Here is a 20,646-nt window from a genome sequence, read left to right as displayed (position 1 = left end):
TCTGTTATGGAAAATCTAGTAAAATTTCATCTTCTAATTAAACCACGGTAAATCATGCTTCCTTTTATTAAAAAATTATTGGCCTCGCTGATTACTGGCTTTAGCAGTATTTTTGTGACCGCCTTTAATTAAAATAGCATAAGAAAACTGCATCGCTGCACTCAATTTTTAAGTACCTTCGCGCTATGACTATTGCAGAACTACAGAGTGCCTTATTGAATCAAACCCATCCAGAATCGGTACAAATTAATTCATCCTCGATTGTATCGGATGTAAAGAAATTCCTGACGATTCAATTTGCGGAGTGCGAGCGCTGGCCAAAAGAGATAGAGAAGTGTCCTGCCTACCAGCGTCTGCTTCAATTTCATGAAGCTACAAAAAATAAGGCCTAGGAAATAAATCGCCTAGACCTCACATTTAAATAATATCGGAATCATCATCGCTGATGAAATTGATTTAACAAAACTTACAAGGAGTAAATTGAACTTTAAACTCCGATATTACGTAATAAACAAAAATGTGGTTGATGTTTTGCATAACCACATTCTAATAACAAACTTACAAGTATCTTAAGCGACACGTACGTTTGTAGCAGATAATCCTTTTGGAGTACGCTCTACATCGTAGGTTACTTTATCGTTCTCTCTAATGTTATCTCTAAGACCTGTCGTGTGAACGAAGATATCCGCGCTACCATCATTAGGTGTGATAAATCCAAATCCTTTGGTGTTGTTAAAGAATTTTACTGTTCCTTCTTGCATTGTAATTTTTTTTTAATGAATAAAATGTTAAGGCGGTTAAGCCAGTCCTACTACGACATAAATGTCTTAGATAATCGATTCGCTAACAAAAGATGATGATATTAAAGGAAGTTGAAGGAAACAAAATCCGATAGTTTCAGCATCGCTAATTGATAACAAATACATAGCTAGAATTTGCGAAACTAAAAAGGATGAGTAAACTGATCTGTTTCAGAAAGCATAGGCATAGCCTGATTATAAAACAAAGATAGAATAATTAATTGGAAATCAAAGTGTTTTTTAATTTAATTAACAGCCCCGTAGTTTATGCGCGTCAACCCACGACTTTCCTCTCCCCCATTGCTAGACGCATATCGACCGTTTACCTCCTAAAAGAGTGATCCACTAAATTTGCAGATTCAATATTATCAATTCTAAGAAATAAAATATATCTTGATTAGGGTAGACTTCCCCGTTTTTCAGACCAATTAAAAATGTTAAATTAGTTTGTTAGACATTATGAAGAAGAGCAAATTTTCAGAGCATCAGATTGTCAGTATTCTAAAGGAATATGAATCCGGTAAATCGACACGCGACATTTGTCGGGAACATGGTATTACATCATCCACTTTCTATCAATGGAGGCAAAAGTATGGCGGTATGGATGCCCAGCATTTGAAAGAGTTGAAAGCATTACAAGAAGAAAATAGCCGTTTAAAGCGAATGTTTGCTGATTTGAGCTTGGATCATCGTATTTTAAAAGACATCATTGAAAAAATGCTTTAAAGCTCTGTGAACGTAAAGAGCTGATTGAAGGTGTAATTGAAGCGGAAGGGATCAGTATTCATAGAGCCTGCAAAATTGTTTGCATGAGTCGTAGTATGTACTACTATGCTCATAAAAAAGATGACCAGATCATTATTGATAAACTGATGGATCTCTCAACGAAATATCCTACACGAGGATTTGAAACTTACTTTGGTAAGATCCGAATGGAGGGTCTTCTATGGAATCGAAAAAGAGTGCTTCGTGTATATCGTAATATTAATTTAAAGCTTAGAGTGAAGCGGAAACGACGCCTACCAGCTAGAATCAAAGAACGATTATTTGTTCCAGGTTCCATTATTGACACCTGGTCGATCGATTTCATGAGCGATTCTCTAGCTAATGGGAGAAGGTTTAGAGTTATCAATATTATTGATGATTATAATCGAGAAGCCTTACTTAACGAAGCATATTATTCTATTCCTGCAACAAGGTTGGTGCAAAAAATACAAGAATTACTGTTACACAGAGCAAAACCAAAGCGTATCAGAACAGATAATGGACCAGAATTTATAGCTAAAGTTTTCAAAGATTTTTGTAGCGATCATGGAATAGTAATACAATATATCCAACCTGGCAAGCCTGCTCAAAATGCTTATATTGAGCGCTTCAATCGTACATTCAGAGAAGATGTGTTAGACGCTTATTTATTTGAATCAATCAGCCACGTAAATGCACTGGCCTATGAATGGCAGATTGATTACAATAGTAATCATCCTCACAAAGCTTTAAATGGATTAAGCCCATGGTTATACGCTGAAGAACAATTGGTTTCTTAATACGCGTTTTTATATTTATTCACTGTTTGAAAAAGGGTAAGGCTACAGTATCTAGAAGATCTTTAAAATCTTGACAAAAAACAGCAGTAAGTTGAGAAACCATATAACTATCTTTACAGAAAAGCTCAAAATAATTATAACTCGAAAGCAAATTATCGTAATTCCCTTTAGAAGTATATCTTTTTCTTACAATAGATTTATAATAAGCAAGGAAGTCAATCTCCTTATCATTGATGAAAGGCATATCGAGAGTCACACTCAACCAATCCATTTGCAATTCACTTTCAAGCTTCTTTGCCTTAATCATCGTAAATTTATTATGTTTCCTTTCTTTTTATCAGTAGGTTAATCATAAATGTGTAAGTCTAAAAATCTTCTCCTAGTCTTCTTTTTCTTGACTTCATCATAAATCGCGGGATAGATATCCAAATACAAACTGTTGCAACCTGACTTATTTTTTTTGCTATCTAGCCGTTACTTTGTAAGACACCATATTAGTAATTTAAAGTTTGTACGTGGTGTACGTGAGACGTACACCACGTACATCTCCTGTAAAAATCGGTTAAATCAAATATAACCAAACATAAACAAAAAACCTTGAAAATAATTAATTTCCAAGGTTTTATATAATTCTACTAACATCTACTTTTATTCAGTTTTACGCAACTACTTCCCGATACAAAACTTACTAAATATATTCTCCAGCAAATCATCCGTAGTAACGGTCCCAGTAATCTCACCCAAATGATGTAATGCCTGACGAATATCAATCGCCAAGAAATCCGATGTAATCGGATTATCAATACCAAACAAAACTTTCTCCAGCGCTTCTCTAGTATTTTGCAAAGCCTCCAGGTGACGAATATTCGTCACAATGGTATCATCGGTATTAATCTGAGAAAGATTCACTTGATTGAGCAATTCATCTTTTAGCTCTTCGATTCCTACTTGCTCTTTTGCGGAAATATAAATTGGGTTTAGCGCTGCATATTCTGAACGTTGGGCGTCCGATAGCAGATCGCTTTTATTAATAATTGTGACAAATGGAATTTGCAAAGCCTCCACTTCTGCAATTTGCTCCTGCACAGAAGCAATATGGTCTTGCAAAGGATCAAAAAGATAGATTATCAAGCGTGCTTGTTTAATCTTCTCCATGGTACGCTCCACCCCTTTTGCTTCAATAATATCGGCTGTCTCGCGAATCCCTGCTGTATCAATAAAACGGAAAGTAACCCCATGAATATTGATCTCATCTTCAATGGTATCGCGTGTTGTTCCAGCAATCTCCGAAACAATAGCACGCTCCTCATTTAGCAAAGCATTTAACAAAGTCGACTTACCGACATTTGGCTTACCTGCAATCACTACAGGAACACCATTCTTAAGCACATTCCCCTGTTCAAATGACTGAATCAGACGATAGATAACCTGGTAGATTTTCTCAATTAACAGACGCAGTTGATCTCTATTGGCAAATTCTACATCCTCTTCCGCAAAATCCAGTTCAAGCTCAATTAGCGAAGCGAAATGTACCAAATCCTCACGTAATTGCTTAAGCTGATTGGAGAAACCACCACGCATTTGTTGCATAGCAATCTGATGTGATGCTGCCGAGTTCGAAGCAATTAAGTCCGCAACAGCTTCCGCCTGCGAAAGATCCAAACCACCATTCAGAAAAGCACGCAAAGTAAACTCGCCCGCCTTGGCAGCCCTTGCTCCTTTTTTCATAAGCAAAGTCAACACACGCTCAATAATATACTTAGAATTATGCGTCGAAATCTCAACCACATTCTCCTTCGTGTACGAATGAGGCGCAATAAACAAGGATACCAAAACCTCATCAATAACCTGATCGCCATCGCGAATCGTCCCAAAGTGAATAGTATGCGAAGCCTGAGACTTCAAATCTTTACCCTTAAAAACAGAATCCGTAATTGAAACAGCCTCCGGACCCGATAAACGAATAACCGCAATGGCACCATTAACCCCTGGAGATGTCGCTAAAGCAACAATAGTATCTTGAGAATGCGTAAATGACATTTGGCAAAGTTAGATATTAGTAGTTAGATTTTAGTACTTAGATATTAGATTTTAGACGTTAGATGGGAGATATTAGTCCATCCCTAAATAGTGTTGACCGTTTTTATAATTTTCTTACTTACATCAAGTATAGTAAAAAGTAGTTTATGAGATAGCATTCCCCTAAGCCACTTTTTTTTTTGAAACACGTATGGGGATGTTCTTCCTAGTGACTCGTGGCTCCAGCTCATATCGTACTGTGCTACTACCTAATTTACCATTTTCTTTAAGCTTCCAACGCTTTATATATTCATTTTTTATTTTTCCATGGATCCTTTAAGCATAGGCGCTTTCCTGTGCGATCTTCCACATGCTTATTTTACAATGATGTACCCTAAGCATGTTAAGGTACATCGAAGAATGACACTTCCCCCCTTTACCTTGTTGTTTTAAATAATTCCTTTAGATCTTCATTCAATAGCCTGGTGACATCATGAAAGTTTTCTACTACCATTAAAGATAGAAAATTTATAGACCCATTGGTAGATAGAGGGGATTACTAAGGCCGTAAAGGCGTACTAACTTCAACACACTGTATTTTCCCCGCTCAAATCGGGAAACTAATTCCCGCTTAAATACATGATTTCCTGATTAATCGCAAATTTACTTTCATTGTTTATACAAATTTGTGGTCAATCTATTTCAGGATGAGACATTTAGAAGCTGGAAGTAAAATGATAAAAAATGCCGATAAAAGAAAAAATATCCCAAGTTGTAATAAGCGATTATTGAAAGCATTAGAGTATTTTGAGCCTGGTACTAATAAAAAACGATCCTGCAATGCAGGATCGTTTTCAACTGTAATATTTAAATTCTAATATCTTAAATCTAATATCTAAATTCTACCCCCCAACATTCTCCGAAAAGACATATCTTATCTCTTCTCTCAAATTATATCTAGAAGCCATTACCTCTCCATAGGCACCTGCGGTACGTATAGCGATAAGATCTCCTCGTTTAGATATAGGAAGTGATACTTCTTTACCGAAGCAATCAGAGCTCTCGCAAATAGGCCCTACAACATCGTAGTTGAGGGTACTAGTTTCAGTTGATAGGCCGAGGCGTTCGATTTTATGGTACGCTTGATATAGTGCTGGTCGCATCAGCTCCGTCATTCCCGCATCGAGAATTAAGAAATTCTTTTTTACCCCACTTTTGCTGTACAGCACTCGACTTACTAACGTACCGGATTGAGCGACTAAGGCACGACCAAGTTCAAAGTGAACCTCCTGTTGTGGCGTACGTTCTAGGAACTTATCGAATACGTCGAAATAGGCTTCAAAATCTGGAATCGGATTCTCATCAGGGTGATGATAATCAACACCTAATCCGCCGCCAACATTTAATATCTTGATTGTTGTACCACGTTCTTCAAACCAGTTTTTCCATTCATTTACCTTTACGCAAAGGCTCTTGAACACATTCATATCGGTAATCTGCGATCCTACATGGAAATGTAATCCCACAAGATCCACATGCTTACAATCTCGCAAAACGGAAGCTGCTTGTTCGAGTTCGGAATTTGGCACGCCGAATTTATTTTCGTCAAGACCCGTTGTGATATAATGGTGCGTATGGGCATCCACATTTGGGTTAATACGTAAAGAGACATTGGCACGCTCACCAAGTGAAGCGGCAATCTCATCGATTACTTGTAGTTCCTCGATAGATTCTACATTGAAAGCGAAAATCTGATGCTTTAATGCCATCGAGATTTCCTTATCCGACTTCCCTACCCCTGCGAATGTAATCTGCTCGGCAGGAAAACCACTGTCGATAGACTTTTGAACCTCGTTCCCCGATACACAGTCGGCACCAAAACCTAGCGCTTGTATAGCCGCTAACACTTTATCATTAAAGTTAGCTTTTAACGCATAGTGAATATGAAATCCACGCTTATCTGCAGCAACTTTCGCAGCTTGCAAAGTGCGATTCAAAAGCTCCATATCGTAATAATAAAATGGAGTTTCAAATGGCGTTAAACGGTCTAGGCTAATTTTATTTATTTGCATTTTCTAATTATTAAAACAATCTATTATGTAAAGAGCGTAGTGCTTCTGTTTTATGCTCGGAATTCAAAAGGATGGAAACATTATAGTCAGATCCGCCGTAAGAAATCATACGTACTGGAAGGTGTTTCACAGCATCTAAAACTCGAGCCGCGTAACCATGTGTATTGGCCCCGAAGTCGCCTACGATACAAACAATAGTCTGATCTCTATCAACGCGCACGGTTCCGAAGTCTTCTACTTCGCGGATGATATCGTCTAAGTTACGTGTATCGTCAATGGATAAAGATACAGCAACCTCCGAAGTTGTAATCATATCGATTGGTGTCTTATAGCGTTCGAAGATTTCAAAGATTTTACGCAAGAAACCATAGGCTAAAAGCATTCGTGAAGAGTGAATATGAATTGCTGTGATTTCATCTTTTGCTGCAATTGCACGGATTGCTCCCTTTTGTCCACCATCTTTTGAAATTAACGTCCCTGGCGCTTTAGGATCCATCGTATTTAACAGACGTACTGGCACATTGTATTTTTGCGCTGGGAATACCGATTGTGGGTGAAGGATTTTTGCCCCAAAGTAGGCTAACTCGGCCGCTTCATCAAAGCTTAAATGAGCAATTGGGCTTGTTCCTTTGACAACACGTGGGTCATTATTATGCATCCCGTCGATATCGGTCCAGATTTGAACCTCCTCCGCTTGAATCGCTGCACCGATTAATGATGCAGTATAATCAGATCCGCCGCGACGTAAATTGTCAATCTCGCCAAATGCATTACGACAGATGTATCCTTGCGTAATAAATAATGTATTATCTGGATACGAGGCTAAAATTGCGCTCAGCTTCTCATTGATATAAGGCACAACTGGTTCGTTATCCTCGTCGATTTTCATAAAATCCAATGCTGGTAATAAAACCGATTGAACACCGATTTCATCCAAATAGAAATGCCATAATGCGGTCGATAACAATTCACCTTGCGCTAAAATCATCTTCTCCTCTACTGCGGTAAACAAGTCGTTTGACAAAGAGGAAATTAAGTTAAAATGATAATCAATTAATTCCCTACCGTTCTTATATCCGTTCTCTGTGCTGAAGAGTTCCTTAATTAACGATTCGTATTTATTCTTATGCGTTTCGATCAATTGCTTGGCATCGTCCTTCTTACCTGCTAAGTAAGCTTTTCCAATTTCTACCAATGCGTTTGTGGTTCCAGCAACGGCTGAAAGCACGACGATCTGACGCTCCGATGGGTTTACAATTTCCAGTAAACCTTTGATACGTTCAGCACTTCCTACGGATGTTCCTCCGAACTTAAGAATTTTCATATCTCTATAATTTAACTTTGTTTTTTGCGGGTGTGAATATAAGGATTTATCCCATAAAAAAGCGGCACAAATGCAATTAAAAGCTTTTGTGCCGCATATTTTGAATGCGGAAGAATTACTTCTTCAGATTTTCTATTAATAATGTTGCTAGTTCTTCTCCAATACGCTCTTGCGCTTCATTTGTTGCAGCACCGATATGTGGAGTTAATGAAATTTTTGGATGCGTAAGAATCTCTGCGCGTGGTGTTGGTTCATCGTCGTAAACGTCTAAACCAGCGAATGCTACCTTACCTGAATTTAAGGCTTCTACTAGAGCAAGCTCTTCGATAACGCCCCCACGTGATGCATTGACTAAACCAACGCCATCTTTCAAGATCGCAAATTCTTCTGTTCCAATAACGGGTTTATCAGTAAATGGTACGTGTAAAGAAATAAAGTCAGACTGACGTAATACGCTGTCTAAATCTACTTGCTTAACAGGAACCTCCACTTGGATATCGCCAGAAAGGGACAATGTTAATGACTTAGGACCTTCGAACAGATCCGAATAGATAACGTTCATACCTAATCCTAAACCAATCTTTGCCGTTTCTCTACCGATACGACCGAATCCGACAACGCCTAAAGTTTTACCTTGCAATTCTGTACCTGCTGCATAAGCTTTCTTTAACGCTCCAAATTTTGTCGAGCCATTTACTGGCATTTGACGATTGGAATCATATAAGAAACGAACGCCATTCAACAGGTGTGCGAATACCAATTCAGCTACGGAATGTGATGATGCAGCAGGGGTATTAACAACAGCAATACCTTTTGAACGCGCATAATCCACGTCGATATTATCCATACCTACACCGCCACGACCAATAACCTTAATATTTGGACATAGGTCAATTAATTCTTGTCTTAATTTAGTTGCGCTACGTACAGTCACTGCATCGTAGTCATTTAAGCGTGCAGCAAGTTCTTCTTGTGGAATATGTACTGTATCCACTTCAAATCCTGCAGCTTCTAATATCTGTTTACCGATAGGATCAATCCCATCGTTTGCTAATATTCTCATTTAATTTTTTATTTATGCTTTTCTTCAAATTCTCTCATCGTATCCACTAGGGCATTAATCGATGTAATCGTCAATGCATTGTAAATAGACGCTCTAAATCCACCAACTGAACGGTGTCCTTTAAGACCAATTAATCCACGTTCTTTAGCAAGTTCTAAGAACTCAGCTTCGAACTCTGGGTTTTCCATAACGAAGGTCACATTCATACGTGAACGATCTTCCGTATTGGCAGTTCCTTTGAAGAAAGGGTTACGATCGATTTCATCATATAGCATACGCGCTTTGATGATGTTCTCTTGTTCGATAACCTCTACGCCCCCTTTTGCTTTCAACCAACGTAAATTTAACATAGAAACGTAGATTGAAAATACGGGAGGAGTATTATACATCGAGCCTGCTTTCGCATGGGCTTCATATTCAAAAATAGTAGGTAGATTACGTCCTGATTTGCCGAATAGCTCATCTTTCAGAATAACCAAGGTAACACCAGCGGGGCCCATATTTTTTTGTGCACCGGCATAGATTAAGTCAAATTCTGAAACGTCGATCTTTCTGCTTAAGATATCCGAAGACATATCCACTACGACTGGAATATTTGTTGCAGGCGTTTGAAAAACCTCTGTTCCGTAAATCGTGTTATTGGATGTGAAATGGAAATAAGCAGCATCCGTCGGGATGGAATAATCCTTTGGAATGTAGGTATAATTCTTATCACTCGAGGAGGCAACAATTTCTACTTGTCCTAGTTTTTTTACTTCCTTTGCGGCTTTGCTGGCCCAAACACCAGTATCTAAATAAGCTGCTTTCCCTCCTTCTGGCAATAAGTTCATCGGAACCATTGCGAATTGTTGGCTTGCTCCTCCTTGTAAAAATAAAATGCAATATCCTTGCGGTACGTTCAATAGCTCGCGCACAAGACGCTCTGTCTCAACAACAACCGCTTCAAACTCCTTCGAACGGTGGGATACCTCTAAAATGGAAAGTCCAGTTCCATTAAAGTCCAACACAGCTTGAGAAGCTTCTTCAAAGACTTCCTTTGGTAAAATACAAGGGCCTGCTCCGAAATTATGTTTCATTATTATCTAGTAATTTGTTTAAAATAAGGCTGTTACAACAAACTCAATCGTTTGCTCTAACGTTTGAATGCCCAAAGGTAAAATATTTTTGAAATTTTTTAAAGCAAAAACCGATTTTGTTTGAAATATGACAATATATAGTAAAATTCAATAGCATTTTATCAGTAACAAGCCTATTAATCAGCTATTTTACAATCCCCAAAAACAACTAACATTTTGTCCTCACTGTTGATATTTTTAATGGCCTTAAAACTGGTTTTTGGCCGAAATTTTGTGTATATTCGCCAGCTAAGTGTCTATACTTACAACGGGCACTTTTTTAGTTTTATCGAAACCACAAAATAATGGCTGAAGAAACAGAAAACGAAAACAATTTAGTACCTGCGGAAAACAGGATTGTCCCTATCAATATCGAAGATCAAATGAAAGCGGCATACATCGATTACTCGATGTCTGTAATCGTTTCTCGTGCTCTTCCTGATGCGCGTGATGGTCTGAAACCTGTTCACCGTCGTGTATTGTTTGGGATGTTGGACTTGGGGGTAACAAGCGGAAAACCGTATAAGAAATCCGCACGTATTGTCGGGGATGTTTTGGGTAAGTACCACCCACACGGTGACTCGTCCGTTTACGACACAATGGTTCGTATGGCTCAAAATTGGTCCCTACGTTATCCATTGGTTGATGGACAAGGTAACTACGGTTCTGTCGATGGTGACCCGCCAGCAGCTATGCGTTATACCGAAGCGCGTCTTCGTAAAGTTGCAGAAGAGCTTTTAGCGGATATAAATAAAGATACGGTAGACTTTAAATTGAACTTTGATGATTCCTTACAGGAACCAACAGTTCTTCCGACCCGTATCCCGAACTTATTAGTTAATGGATCTTCAGGTATCGCTGTAGGTATGGCAACAAACATGGCGCCACACAACTTAACAGAGGTTATTGACGCGACGGTTGCATACATCGATAATCGTGAGATTGAGATCGCTGAATTAATGACGCATGTTAAGGGTCCTGACTTCCCTACTGGAGGTTTAATCTATGGCTACCATGGTGTTCGTGAGGCTTTCGAAACCGGCCGCGGTCGTGTAGTTATGCGTGCGAGAGCAGAAATCGAAACTACCAAAAGTGGTAAAGAGGTAATCATCGTTACGGAGATTCCTTATCAGGTGAATAAAGCAGAGATGATTAAACGTACTGCTGATTTAATCCATGAGAAGAAAATCGAAGGTATCTCAGAGATTCGCGATGAATCGACCAAAGAAATCCGTATTATCTATGAAATAAAAAGGGATGCTAACGCCAATGTGGTGTTAAACAACCTTTACAAATACACTTCGCTTCAAACTTCTTTCTCGGTCAACAACATCGCCTTGGTAAAAGGGCGTCCAATGTTGATGAACTTGAAAGACATGATTCACGAGTTTGTAGAACACCGTCATGATGTTGTTGTACGTCGTACGAAATACGAACTTGCAGAGGCAGAAAAACGTGCTCATATCTTAGAAGGATATTTAATTGCTCTTGATCATTTAGATGAGGTCATTAAATTAATCCGTGCATCGGATACACCAGAGGATGCGCGTGTTGGATTGATGGAACGTTTCGGATTATCCGACATTCAGGCTCGTGCGATTCTAGACATGACTCTACGTCGATTAACAGGACTAGAGCGTGATAAGATTAAAGAAGAGTATGCAGAATTAATGAAAACTATTGAATACTTAAAAGAAGTATTGGCAGATGAAGGTCTTCGCATGAAGATTATCAAAGACGAGCTTCTCGAGGTTCAAGAGAAATATGGCGATGAGCGTCGTTCGGAGATTGTTCACTCGGCAGAAGATATGCGTATGGAAGATTTCATCGATGATGAAGAGGTTGTAATTACCATCTCCCATAACAGCTATGTAAAACGTACGCCATTGACTGAATATCGTCGTCAAGGTCGTGGTGGTAAAGGAGCCATTGGTTCTTCTACACGCGACGAAGACTTTACAGAACATATTATCACCGCTTCAGCACACAACTACCTATTGTTGTTTACAGAAGCAGGTCGTTGTTTCTGGCTACGTGCGTTTGAAATTCCTGAGGGAAGTAGAACATCGAAAGGTCGAGCTTTACAGAATATCATCAATATTCCGAAAGACGAGAAAATCAAAGCGTACATTAATGTGAAGAACTTAAAGGATCAAGAATACCTTGAGAACAACTTCATTATTATGTGTACTAAGAAAGGTACCATTAAGAAGACTTCACTAGAGGCTTATTCTCGTCCACGTGCAAACGGTATCAATGCAATTAATATCAATGAAGGCGATCAATTATTGGAAGCAACATTGACATCAGGTGGTAGTGAAATCGTGATGGCACTTCGCTCGGGTCGTGCGATTCGTTTCAACGAAGAGACCGTTAGACCTATGGGAAGAACCGCTACTGGAGTACGCGGAATCACCCTTGCAAGCGATTCTGACGAGGTGGTTGGCATGATTAGTGTTAATGATTCAGAGACAACGGTATTAGTTGTTTCGGAAAAAGGATACGGAAAACGTACAGACATTGAAGACTACCGCATTACAAACCGTGGTGGTAAAGGTGTGAAAACAATCAATGTTACTGATAAAACTGGTGAGCTTGTCGCAATCAAAGGAGTTACTGATGAGAACGACTTAATGATTATCAATAAATCAGGTATTGTTATTCGTATCGGCGTAGAAGCTCTTCGTGTAATGGGTCGCGCAACACAAGGTGTAAGATTAATTACCTTGAAGGACAATGACGCAATCGCATCGATTACGAAAGTTGACCATCAAGACGACGAAGAAGAATTGCCAATCGAAGGATCCGAAAACACAACTGACAACGATTCAAGTAGTGCAGAGAATGAAGAACAAGAATAATTTAATTATTTCATCCTTATCCGTACTGTTAGCTTTTTCAGCTAACAGTGCTTTCGCGCAGTCAAATTATAAAGAGGCTAGCAATGCCTTTGCATTATACACCCAAACTGGGGAGATTAAAAATCTGGATAATGCAAAGAAACAGCTGGACAATATCTACAAAACGAAGAAGGACTCCGCTAAGACACGTGTCAATGTATTACGTGCAATGGTCATGAGTTCGATTGCTTATGCAGATTCGGCGCGTACGATTAAAACGGATAAAGATCCTATTGACTTAACGTATCAAACAATCGACAGGATTCGTGAAAAAGATCGCGAAGAATTCCCTGGGGAGATGAGTTACGTAAAGCAGAATTTGGCAGCGGCGTTAATTAAACGTGCTAACAAATCGCTTCAAGGACAAAAATTTGACTTAGCTTATACGGACTTCCTAAAAGTCGATGAGCTCAGTGCAAAGAATGAGGATGTTACCTACAACCTTGCAGTCCTTGCAAACAAAGCGGGGAAATCACAGGATGCAGTTAAGTTTTACAAGAAAATTATCGAGAGTGGTAATGCTACAGAGCAGCAGTTCTTAGAGCTTGCAGCACTTTACGCTAAGATTGGCGAAAGCCAACATAATCTGACGACTTTGGAAAATGCGCGAGCGAAATACCCAGAGAGCAAAGCTATTTTACTGCAATTGATTCAAGAATATGCAACGGTTAAAGCATATGATGCGATTGTTCCCATTGCTGATCAAGCGATCAAAATGGAGCCTGAAAACCTCGAGCTAAATTACCTTGCTGGCTATGCAAATGAAAATGCAAACAATATTCCGGCCGCAAAAGCGTTTTACGAAAAGGTACTGGAATTGGATCCTAATAATTATGAATCCAATCTGGCATTAGGCTTGATCTATTTGAAGGACTTCTTGAAAGATACAGACAACCATGAAGCACAATATAATGCGCAGAGTTTTCTGTTAAAGGCTAATGAAATCAAACCATATGAAATTAATGCGTTGAAATCCTTAGCAATGTTTTATGAGAAAGCTGATGACGCCGAGCAATTAGATCGTGTGAATTTATTATTGAATCAACTTACAAATTAATACAACACAAATAAAAACGATATGAATCTAACAAAATCCATATTATTCGCAGGAGTGCTATTAACAGCCGGCTCAACGACTGTATTCGCTCAATCGGGTAATGTTAAAAAAGCGAAATCCAACTTCACAAAATTTGAGGAACTTAAAGCTGCAAACACAGCTGCGCTAGGAAAAGGAAACTTAACTTCTGCGCAAGAAGCAATTGATGCTGCTATTGTTCATGAGAAAACTCAAAATGATCCGGAAGCTTGGGCTGTATATTCACTCGTTTATGCAAATATCGCTAGCCTAGATAAAAATGTAGAAGCTGCAAACAAGGCAATCGAAGGTATTAAGAAAGCGACAGAATTGGATGCCGATAAAAAGAATGAAGCGAACATTAAGGCGGCAGGACAAACTTTAGGTCAGTTCCGTTTTAACGAAGGTGTAGCAGCATGGGATAAACAAGATTACCCTACTGCTTATAAAGAGTTCTCAGGTGCTTTAGATTACCTTCCTGGTGATACTACATTAACCTACTATTCTGGTCTTGCGGCAGTTCAAAACAAAGATTACGATAACGCAATCGCACGCTATAAAGCATTAGTTCCTGTAAAAGATTATTCAGCACATAAGTCAATCATGGTTGACTTACCAAAACTGTACTTATCTAAACAAGATACAGCTGCTGCTTTAGCATCTGCTGCAGAAGCCGCTGCTGCTTATCCAAATGATAATGCTGCGGTAGTTCAAAACATCGAGTTAAACTTAATTACTGGAAATGAAGCAAAAGTAGTTTCTGATATCGAAGCGCAAATTGCGAAAGATGCATCAAATAAAAGCCTTCACTATTACTTAGGTTTAGCATACAGCACTTCAAGACAAGCAGAAAAAGCATTAGAGTCTTACAAAAAAGCGTTAGAAATCGATCCTAATTACTTAGAAGCAAACACAAATGCTGCAGTGGTAATCATGAACAGTGGACGTGATGAGTTAATCGCATTAAACGACAACAAATCATTACAACCTAAAGATTACAATGCTAAAGTTGCTGCTTTAAAAGAGAAGATCGGACGTGCATTGCCTTACTTACAGAAATCAGTAGAAGCTGATCCTAAAAACGTAGATGCATTACGTAACTTGAAAAACTTCTACGACTTCATGCAAGATGAAGCAAAATCAACAGAAACACAAGCGAAGATCGATGCGATCAAATAAGCTTAATAAGATTATATAAAAAAGAAGGCCTTCGTGATACGAAGGCCTTCTTTTTTATATTGCTATTTGGCATTTGTTCATTGTTCAATTAACCTAATGCGACGTCTAAGACCATCATCACGACAAATCCTAAGATAAAGCCTAACATCGGAATGTCCGAGTGTTCCTCTTGTTGTGTTTCTGGAATTACCTCTTCTATTACTACAAAAATCATTGCTCCTGCAGCAAATGCTAATGCATATGGTAAGATCGGTATAAAGAAAGCTACCGCCCAAGCACCGAGAACCGCAAAAATAGGTTCTACAATGGCAGACATTTGACCGTATTGAAAACTTTTTCTTCTGGATAAGCCCATTCTACGCAATGGCATAGAAACAGCAACACCCTCCGGGAAGTTCTGTAAGCCAATCCCCATAGCCAATAAAATAGCTCCAGCAATGGTTGCTTCGGATTGTCCTGTTGCCGCTCCACCAAATAAAACCCCTACAGCTAATCCTTCTGGGATATTGTGTAGTGCAATTGCAATGGTTAATAAAGTAGTACGATGTAAGGATGATTTAGGGCCTTCCGATTTTAAGAAATTTAAATGGAGGTGTGGCATTAATTTGTCCAAGCCAAAGATAAACAGTGCGCCAAGTACGAAACCAATTGCTGCTGGCATTACCTTTTCAAAGCTCTCCCCTTCACTCATTTCAATTGCTGGCGCCAGTAAACTCCAAAAACTCGCTGCAATCATCACCCCGCCAGTAAAGCCAAGCATGCCGTTTAGCACCTTCTTGTTAACGCCCTTGAATAGAAATACGCTTGCTGCACCGAGTGCTGTTACGCCCCAAGTAAAAAGTCCAGCAATTAAAGCTGCCACAATAGGATCTAGGGTTTCAAAGTATGCTATTAGGTTATCAATCATATATGTCCTGAAAATACGCGTTGAAAATAGCTATTCTTTTCAAGAAAATGACGGAAATCATAAATATATTCTCGACTTTATTGAATACAGTAGCTAAAAAATGAGAAGAGCCCCTTTCGGAGCTCTAATAATCGGAGTAGAATACCTTTATTTCACATGGGCACGTAGCATCCATGCAGTCTTTTCATGCTTTTCTAAAATACTAACTAAGAAATCTTCGGTACCAGCATCATTATGATCTTCTGCAAGCTTAATATCTTCGCGTAGACTAATAATTAAGCTCTCAAAATCGCTAAGTAATTCTTTAATGTATCCCTGGCTATCGTTTTTCTTGTATTTCATCTCTGTCAGTTGTGTAACTTCTAGAAATTCTTTCATCGTACCGATCGCATAATGACCAATCGAACGTACACGTTCTGCTATCTCATCAATTAATTCCGCCAACTCGTCGTAGATAGTCTCAAAATATAAATGTTGAGCGTGAAAGTCCGGACCTTCGATGTTCCAATGGGCATTTCTCGTTTTAATATACAATACGTTTTCATCGGCTAATAACCTGTTCAACATCTGTGCAACTGCCGCTGTGTCCTTTTCTTTTAATCCGATATTTGCTTTCATTTTATTATATAGTTTTAATATGTTTTATTAATATGCACTGGCTTCATTTAATTTTTGGATAGCGTCTTCCCCTAATCTTAACTGTACAGCGGTCACAAAAGACTGCAGATGCTCTTCTTTTGTTGCACTAGCAATTGGCGCAGTAATAGATGGTCTTGCTAATAGCCAAGCTAAAGCTACTGAAGATGATGTGGTACGATACGCTGCGGCAACATCCGACAAGGCCTTTACAATCTGTTGCCCGCGCTCATTCCAATAACGTTTTTGGATGCCTTCTCCCCTCGCAGACTTATTAAAATCATCGTCTGACAAGTATTTACCACTTAAAAAGCCACTCGCTAATGAATAATACGGAATAACGGCTAAATTGTTTTGCGCAGCAATAACTTCATAATCGCGCTCGTATTGTGCACGATCGTAAAGATTATACTCAGGCTGCAAAGAAATATATTTCGGAAGATTCAAACGCTCCGAAGTGGATAGACTCTCTTCCAATCGTTCTCCCGTTATATTGGAAGCGCCGATATATCTGACCTTCCCTTCTTTAATTAAGTCCTCATAGGCTCTTAAAGTCTCCTCTAGCGGCGTCTCAATATCGTCATAATGGGTTTGATATAAATCAATATAGTCTGTCTGTAAGCGCTGAAGGGATAATTCTACTTGTTCTTTAATATAAGAAGCTTTCGTATTTGGTTTTGAATCATAACCAAATCTACCGCCAACCTTGGTCATCAAGATCAGATCATCGCGTTTGTTACGCTTTTGTAACCAGCTACCAATGATTGCTTCTGACTCGCCGCCCTTATTTCCGGGAACCCAATGTGAATAGTTATTAGCGGTATCAATCGCATTGAAACCTAAGTCTACAAAACGATCTAAGATGTCAAAGGACGCCTTTTCATCCAATGTCCATCCAAAGACATTTCCTCCGAAAATAATAGGATCAATAAATAATTCTGAATCTGCAATCTGACGTTTGTTTTCCATAGCGGGCGCTCTAATTTTGATAGGTACAAGTTACCGATAATTATGTCTATTTCCCATTATTAAGACCTCTTACTTGTCATAATATTATAACATTACGCTATTAATCACCCACACTTTTGTACTTTTGCCCTTTCGAGGAATTTAATCAGCATGCAAACGAATCTTACCCATCTACATCGTTTTAATCAGGATATTTCTACAGTAAGTCGGCCGGAGGCATTTACCTTCCCCTTTTACTATGAACCACACCCGCTAAGCATTTTGGCGGCACAACAGGTTCAAGAATATTTGATGGAACAAAACGACTTCCAGCATAACTTCGGATTGAAAGACGGGATGCCTGGATTAATCATCGGGAAGATGTTTGGCGTCCTGGTTGTAGAAGACGCTGCTGGTCACTTAGGCTTTATAGCCGCCTGCTCTGGCAAGCTAGCAGGTACTAATCAGCATCGCTACTTCATTCCACCTATTTTCGATATGCTTGATCCTGAGGGTTTCTTTATTCAAGAGGAGCATATTATCAATGCTTTAAATCGAAAGATTGAACGCTTGGAAGCGAATCCTGAAATAGCGACTCAAAAAGTAGCCATTCAAACTACTATTGTGGAAAATGAACAGGAGCTATCGGCACTGCGAAAACTACATAAAGCCAATAAAGCGGAACGTAAGCAGATTCGCGAAACATCAAAAATCGAACTTGATGAACTCGCTTATCAGCTTATCGCAGAAGATTTGATTAAGCAAAGTTACCGCGATCAGCACGACTACGATGTTGCAAAGCAGAAGTGTAAGGACCGCTTAGCAAGTCAAGAAAATATTCTGAATAGTTTGCTTTCGGAAATGGAGAACGCAAAGGAAGAGCGTAAAAGTCGTTCAGGACAACTTCAACAACGCCTCTTTGATCAGTATCATTTCTTAAATGCGGAAGGGAAAACGAAATCCGTATTGGATATCTTTGAAGATCAAATTCATATGCCGCCTCCCGCAGGTGCTGGTGAATGTGCGGCCCCCAAATTGTTACAATATGCGTATCAACAGCAATTGACACCAATTTGCATGGCAGAATTTTGGTGGGGAGCATCTCCATCTTCTGAAGTACGCAAGCATCAGCAATTCTATCCTTCTTGCCGAGGTAAATGCGAACCGATATTAGGCCATATGTTGAAAGGCTTGGCTGTCGATCCGAATCCTATGTTGGAAAATCCGGCACAGGATAAAGAAATCGAATTTATTTACGAAGACGAAGATATTATTGTAGTTAATAAACCGGCGGAATTTCTTTCTGTACCAGGGATTAACGTTCAAGACAGTGTGCAAACCCGGATTGAAAAACGATACCCCGACATTAAATCGCCGATTATTATTCACCGGCTTGACATGTCAACTTCGGGTATTATGGTTCTGGCAAAAAATAAAGAAGCGCATCAAATTATTCAAGATCAGTTTATCCGCCATAGCATTCAAAAAAGATATACTGCACTATTGGAAGGCATCATCGACTCAACACATGGAATCATTGATTTACCGCTTCGCGTTGACCTTGATGATCGCCCAAGACAAGTTGTTTGTTACGAATATGGAAAGCCCGCGCAAACCAAATATGAACTTGTTGCAGTGGAAGGCAATCGAAGCAGAATACATTATTTTCCACTTACCGGACGGACACATCAACTACGCGTACACTCGGCACATAGCCAAGGATTAAATACCCCTATCGTTGGCGATGATTTGTATGGTAGCCGTGCCGATCGATTGCATCTACATGCTGGATACATCTCCTTCCGACATCCGCGAACAGGAGAACAAATGAGCTTCGATGTAGCGGATCCGTTTTAACTTTCGTTTTCATTTTCCTAACTTGTATTGCTAATCAATTCCTCCAAAATGGAAATCTTAAAATTCGTTTATCAGCATCCCCTCTTTGAATCCGCAGATCTCGATCTAATCTATCAAGCACATAAGCGAATTGAACTCAACAAAGGCGACTTCCTTTTAAAGAAAGACCAAATAGCAAATTCATACGCTATTATAGAATCAGGCCTTATCCGCACTTATTTATACGATTATGAAGGTAATGAAATCACTACTGGATTTAGCGGTGTAAATGAGGTCGCGATTGAAGTGGCATCTATCTTTCAACGTATACCGACACTGGAATATATGCAATGCCTAACGGACTGTGTTTTATGGCAAATTGACTATGACCATTTTCAAGAGCTTTTTCATGAAATCCCCGCAATGCGTGAGTGGGGTCGCGCTTGGATGGCATTCGAACTCTATCTTTCGAAAAAGCGTGCAACAGAGATGATTACTGAGCCCGCGACGCAACGTTATCTGCATCTTATGCAAGAAAAACCACAAATTATACAACAAGCGCCACTCAAATATATTGCATCATATCTTGGTGTTACGGATACTTCCTTGAGCCGCATTCGTAAAGAAATCATACATACCTCTTAATTAAGCAATGGAAGCCCCTTACTTTGAAGATCAAAATTACCAGCAAGCCGCGTTAGTAGAATCCCCGCTGATCCAAGCGCATTACGATTACTGCCGATTTACAGGCTGCAATTTGGAACGCTATGACCTCAGCGGCTATAAGTTTACAGACTGCACCTTTACCGACTGTAATTTAAGTCTAGCAAACCTCGCCGGTTGTAGCTTTCAAGACATTAAATTTATTAACTGTAAGCTGCTGGGCTTACACTTCGAAGCATGTAATCCCTTCAATATATCGTTTAGTTTTCAAGACTGTATTTTAGATCATAGCAGTTTTTTTAGATTAAAAATTAAGAAAACAATCTTCGTAGGATCTCGCTTACAAGAAGTGGAATTTGAGGGCGCCGACTTGACACAAGCTGACTTCCAGAGATGCGATCTTCAGCTAGCAAACTTCTTCCAGACAAATTTGGAAAAAGCGAATTTTATCAATGCAGAAAACTTCAGTATTGACCCGGATAGCAATAAGATAAAAGGGGCAAAATTCGGACTACAAGGCCTTCCTGGTCTACTGGAAAAACATCAATTAAAAATCCAATTTTAA

At 39.2% G+C, this 20,646-nt stretch carries 19 protein-coding genes; 9 read left to right on the top strand and 10 right to left on the bottom strand.

Annotated elements, in window-relative coordinates; all coding sequences use genetic code 11:
- Positions 1-185 precede the first annotated feature (185 nt).
- Positions 186-392, top strand: coding sequence for a DUF6965 family protein (locus GFH32_RS18675; protein WP_153511036.1), 207 nt, complete (start codon positions 186-188; stop codon positions 390-392).
- 177 nt (positions 393-569) lie between these two features.
- Here GFH32_RS18675 and GFH32_RS08245 read toward each other — a convergent pair whose 3' ends face one another.
- Positions 570-761: a cold-shock protein gene (locus GFH32_RS08245; protein ID WP_153511034.1), complete on the bottom strand. Its 192-nt coding sequence runs from the start codon at positions 759-761 to the stop codon at positions 570-572.
- A 498-nt stretch (positions 762-1,259) separates the two neighbouring features.
- Between GFH32_RS08245 and GFH32_RS08240 the strand changes: the two genes are divergently transcribed.
- Together GFH32_RS08240 and GFH32_RS08235 are read left to right on the top strand one after the other, a co-directional pair.
- Positions 1,260-1,526, top strand: coding sequence for a transposase (locus GFH32_RS08240; protein WP_153511032.1), 267 nt, complete (start codon positions 1,260-1,262; stop codon positions 1,524-1,526).
- A 20-nt stretch (positions 1,527-1,546) separates the two neighbouring features.
- Positions 1,547-2,344, top strand: a complete 798-nt coding sequence (locus GFH32_RS08235; RefSeq protein ID WP_153511030.1) for an IS3 family transposase — start codon at positions 1,547-1,549, stop codon at positions 2,342-2,344.
- Between the two features lie 19 nt (positions 2,345-2,363).
- Here GFH32_RS08235 and GFH32_RS08230 read toward each other — a convergent pair whose 3' ends face one another.
- The 6 genes from GFH32_RS08230 to serC form a co-directional block, all read right to left on the bottom strand.
- The gene (locus GFH32_RS08230; RefSeq protein WP_153511028.1) at positions 2,364-2,651 is read right to left on the bottom strand and encodes a phage integrase SAM-like domain-containing protein; all 288 of its coding nucleotides are present in this window, start codon (positions 2,649-2,651) and stop codon (positions 2,364-2,366) included.
- 359 nt (positions 2,652-3,010) lie between these two features.
- Positions 3,011-4,384: a tRNA uridine-5-carboxymethylaminomethyl(34) synthesis GTPase MnmE gene (gene mnmE, locus GFH32_RS08225; RefSeq protein ID WP_153511026.1), complete on the bottom strand. Its 1,374-nt coding sequence runs from the start codon at positions 4,382-4,384 to the stop codon at positions 3,011-3,013.
- Positions 4,385-5,265: 881 nt separating this feature from the next.
- Positions 5,266-6,435 carry a diaminopimelate decarboxylase gene (gene lysA / locus GFH32_RS08220; RefSeq protein ID WP_153511024.1) on the bottom strand — a complete coding sequence of 390 codons (1,170 nt, stop codon included), beginning with the start codon at positions 6,433-6,435 and terminating at the stop codon, positions 5,266-5,268.
- Between the two features lie 10 nt (positions 6,436-6,445).
- Entirely contained in the window at positions 6,446-7,759 is a 1,314-nt protein-coding gene (locus GFH32_RS08215; protein WP_153511022.1) for an aspartate kinase, read from the bottom strand.
- Positions 7,760-7,874: 115 nt separating this feature from the next.
- Positions 7,875-8,822, bottom strand: coding sequence for a D-2-hydroxyacid dehydrogenase (locus tag GFH32_RS08210; RefSeq protein WP_153511020.1), 948 nt, complete (start codon positions 8,820-8,822; stop codon positions 7,875-7,877).
- Between the two features lie 8 nt (positions 8,823-8,830).
- Positions 8,831-9,898, bottom strand: a complete 1,068-nt coding sequence (gene serC / locus GFH32_RS08205; RefSeq protein WP_153511018.1) for a 3-phosphoserine/phosphohydroxythreonine transaminase — start codon at positions 9,896-9,898, stop codon at positions 8,831-8,833.
- A 344-nt stretch (positions 9,899-10,242) separates the two neighbouring features.
- Between serC and gyrA the strand changes: the two genes are divergently transcribed.
- The 3 genes from gyrA to GFH32_RS08190 are packed head-to-tail and all read left to right on the top strand — an operon-like array spanning position 10,243 to position 15,091.
- Positions 10,243-12,798 (top strand): DNA gyrase subunit A, encoded by a 2,556-nt coding sequence (gyrA, locus tag GFH32_RS08200; protein ID WP_153511016.1) that lies wholly within the window; start codon positions 10,243-10,245, stop codon positions 12,796-12,798.
- On the top strand, positions 12,782-13,894 hold the full coding sequence (locus GFH32_RS08195) for a tetratricopeptide repeat protein (RefSeq protein WP_153513031.1): 1,113 nt from the start codon (positions 12,782-12,784) through the stop codon (positions 13,892-13,894). The genes gyrA and GFH32_RS08195 overlap by 17 nt, the downstream gene beginning before the upstream one ends.
- A gap of 21 nt (positions 13,895-13,915) precedes the next feature.
- Positions 13,916-15,091, top strand: a complete 1,176-nt coding sequence (locus tag GFH32_RS08190; protein ID WP_153511014.1) for a tetratricopeptide repeat protein — start codon at positions 13,916-13,918, stop codon at positions 15,089-15,091.
- Between the two features lie 88 nt (positions 15,092-15,179).
- Here GFH32_RS08190 and GFH32_RS08185 read toward each other — a convergent pair whose 3' ends face one another.
- The 3 genes from GFH32_RS08185 to GFH32_RS08175 all read right to left on the bottom strand — a co-directional run bounded on the left by GFH32_RS08185 (position 15,180) and on the right by GFH32_RS08175 (position 17,603).
- Positions 15,180-15,998: a ZIP family metal transporter gene (locus GFH32_RS08185; protein WP_153511012.1), complete on the bottom strand. Its 819-nt coding sequence runs from the start codon at positions 15,996-15,998 to the stop codon at positions 15,180-15,182.
- Between the two features lie 147 nt (positions 15,999-16,145).
- Entirely contained in the window at positions 16,146-16,616 is a 471-nt protein-coding gene (locus tag GFH32_RS08180; RefSeq protein ID WP_153511010.1) for a Dps family protein, read from the bottom strand.
- 27 nt (positions 16,617-16,643) lie between these two features.
- On the bottom strand, positions 16,644-17,603 hold the full coding sequence (locus GFH32_RS08175; protein ID WP_153511008.1) for an aldo/keto reductase: 960 nt from the start codon (positions 17,601-17,603) through the stop codon (positions 16,644-16,646).
- A gap of 150 nt (positions 17,604-17,753) precedes the next feature.
- Here GFH32_RS08175 and GFH32_RS08170 point away from each other — a divergent pair, with 150 nt between their 5' ends.
- Genes GFH32_RS08170 through GFH32_RS08160 form a run of 3 tightly spaced genes read left to right on the top strand, consistent with a single transcriptional unit; the run spans position 17,754 to position 20,646 of the window.
- Complete coding sequence (locus GFH32_RS08170; RefSeq protein WP_153511007.1) at positions 17,754-19,439, top strand: RluA family pseudouridine synthase; 1,686 nt, start codon at positions 17,754-17,756, stop codon at positions 19,437-19,439.
- A 48-nt stretch (positions 19,440-19,487) separates the two neighbouring features.
- Positions 19,488-20,063, top strand: a complete 576-nt coding sequence (locus tag GFH32_RS08165; RefSeq protein ID WP_153511004.1) for a Crp/Fnr family transcriptional regulator — start codon at positions 19,488-19,490, stop codon at positions 20,061-20,063.
- Between the two features lie 7 nt (positions 20,064-20,070).
- Positions 20,071-20,646 (top strand): pentapeptide repeat-containing protein, encoded by a 576-nt coding sequence (locus tag GFH32_RS08160; protein ID WP_153511002.1) that lies wholly within the window; start codon positions 20,071-20,073, stop codon positions 20,644-20,646.

This window comes from Sphingobacteruim zhuxiongii, assembly GCF_009557615.1.
GTDB classification, from domain to species: domain Bacteria; phylum Bacteroidota; class Bacteroidia; order Sphingobacteriales; family Sphingobacteriaceae; genus Sphingobacterium; species Sphingobacterium zhuxiongii.
This window is presented reverse-complemented; position numbering and strand designations above follow the sequence as displayed.